The sequence below is a fragment of the Flavobacterium psychraerolatum genome, assembly GCF_025960985.1.
In the GTDB taxonomy this organism is placed as follows: Bacteria; Bacteroidota; Bacteroidia; order Flavobacteriales; family Flavobacteriaceae; genus Flavobacterium.
The window spans coordinates 1-2,351 of the sequence record NZ_JAOQMX010000088.1 but is presented as its reverse complement, the minus strand read 5'-3'; the positions used below and the strand labels follow the sequence as shown (position 1 = coordinate 2,351).

1 protein-coding gene is annotated in these 2,351 nt (G+C 34.8%); it reads left to right on the top strand.

Annotation, left to right across the window (positions count from 1 at the left end; translation table 11 throughout):
- Positions 1-86: 86 nt before the first annotated feature.
- Positions 87-2,351 (top strand): SusC/RagA family TonB-linked outer membrane protein (locus tag M2326_RS17420; protein WP_264620815.1); only part of this gene is annotated, 2,265 nt, incomplete at its 3' end.

The window sequence follows — 2,351 nt, the reverse complement described above, 5'->3', positions numbered from 1 at the left end:
GGGATAAAGCAAAATTGCTTTATCCATTTCAAAGTAATGCAAGATCAAGATCATTAACCTTTATCTTGTCCGTATCCTGCCTTGTAATGCATTCCACTTCACATGCAGCATATAGTAACAAAGTAGTTCCTTTAGAAACCAGCTACTTAAATCAACAAACCCAAGTAAAAGGTACCGTTAAAGATACAGATGGATTACCCATTCCAGGTGTAAACGTTATGATAAAAGGGACAACTGTAGGAACAACAACAGATATTGACGGTAGCTATACCTTAAATACATCTAGCACATCCAAAATACTAGTTTTTTCCTACTTAGGATTAAAATCCCAAGAAATAAATATTAATGGAAAAGCAGTCATTAATGCTATTTTGACAAGTGATGCTGCTGAATTGAATGAAGTTGTTGTAATTGGATATGGTACAATAAGAAAATCTGATTTAACAGGTTCTGTTGCATCTGCTGATACCAAAGAATTAAATAAAACACAAAACACATCTATTGCACAGGCTATTCAAGGTCGATTAGCAGGTGTTACCGTGACTAAAAGTTCTGGAGATCCTGGCGCTACACCAACTGTTCGAATTCGAGGAATTGGTACGGTTAATGGTGCCGATCCATTGTATGTTGTAGATGGAGTACCAATTAATGATATCTCTAGTATCAATATGGCCGATGCTAAATCTGTTGAGGTATTAAAAGATGCTTCTGCAACAGCAATTTACGGTTCTAGAGGAGCTAATGGAGTCGTTATGATTACTACAAAAGGTGGTCAAAAAGGTGCGCCAACAATTACTTACAATACCTACGCCAGTGTACAAAATCGTATTGACAATTTGCACGTTTTAAACTCAACTCAATGGGCAACATTATACAATGAAGCAAGAGCAAATGATGGATCACCTGCAAATCCAGATTTAGCCAATCCATCATCATTGCCAAATTACGATTGGAAAGATGCTGTTTATAAAACAGGAGTGATGCAAAGCCATCAATTGGCTGTTACAGGTGGTGGTGATAAATCAACTTATTATGTTTCTTTTGGATCTATTGCACAAAAAGGTGTTATTGACCAATCTTCATACAAAAGAACCAATTTTAGAGTAAATAATACCTACCAAATAAAACCTAAAATCAAATTGGGTACCAACCTACAATATGCTTCAGCAAACACAGTTTCTGTCCCGCAAAATGGTTTTAATTCTAATCTAAAAAGTGCCTTTGTTGGTTACATGATTGACCCCGTTACTCCATTATACAATGCTGATGGTTCATTAGGGTTGTCCAAATATTCACTTCAAGCGGTAAGCCCACTTGGCTTGGTACAATATGGTAAAACACCTTCAAGTGATGAAAGCTTTTTAGGAAACGTATTTATTGAAGCTCAAATTATTAAAGGATTGACCTTTAAATCCAATTATGGTCTTCAAATTAATACTCATCAAGTAGATAATTACAAACCGGCATATAATGTTTCTCCGCGTTTTAATGCACCCGTTAGTGTATATAATGTACAAAGAAATCAAAACCGAGTAATGATTATTTCTAATACTTTAAATTACAACAAACAATTTGGTAAAAAGCATAATTTTAATGCTTTGCTGGGACAAGAGCAACAAATATTGAGTTCAAACTCCATTAGTGGCCAACAAAGTAATATTCCTAGCAGCGTTGCAAACCCAACTGTTGGAGCAGGAGATTCGTCTACATCTATCATTAATGGTGGTATTTCTAAATCAGAATTAGTTTCGTTTTTTGGAAGACTAAATTATAATTATGATGATCGTTATTTATTGACTGGTACGTATAGAGTTGATGGTTCTTCCCGTTTTGGAGCAAATAATAAATGGGCCAAATTCCCTTCAATAGCAGGAGCTTGGAATATTCATAATGAAAAGTTTTTTCACGCAGATGCTATCGACCAATTAAAATTAAGAGTAGGATGGGGTAAAACGGGGAATCAAAACATTCCTATTAGTGCTGTATACAACACTCTTAATGTTGGAACAAATTATTTATATGGAAGCGATGCAACTGCATTAGGGGTTGCTCCTTTGACTCCTGGAAACCAAAATCTAAAATGGGAATCAACCGTTTCAACCAATTTTGGTCTTGATCTTGGTTTCTTACATAATTCAATCACCTTTTCTGCTGATTACTTTTTGAAAAATACAACTGATATGTTAATGCCTAGCCCGATTCTTCAAACATCAGGTTATGCAAATTATCCTTACACAAATGCAGGAAATATTCAAAACAAAGGATTGGAGCTTACAGCTAATTATAAAAAATCGATCAAAGATTTTTACTTTAGCATAGGGGGTAATATTTCATTTATCCGAAATAAAGTT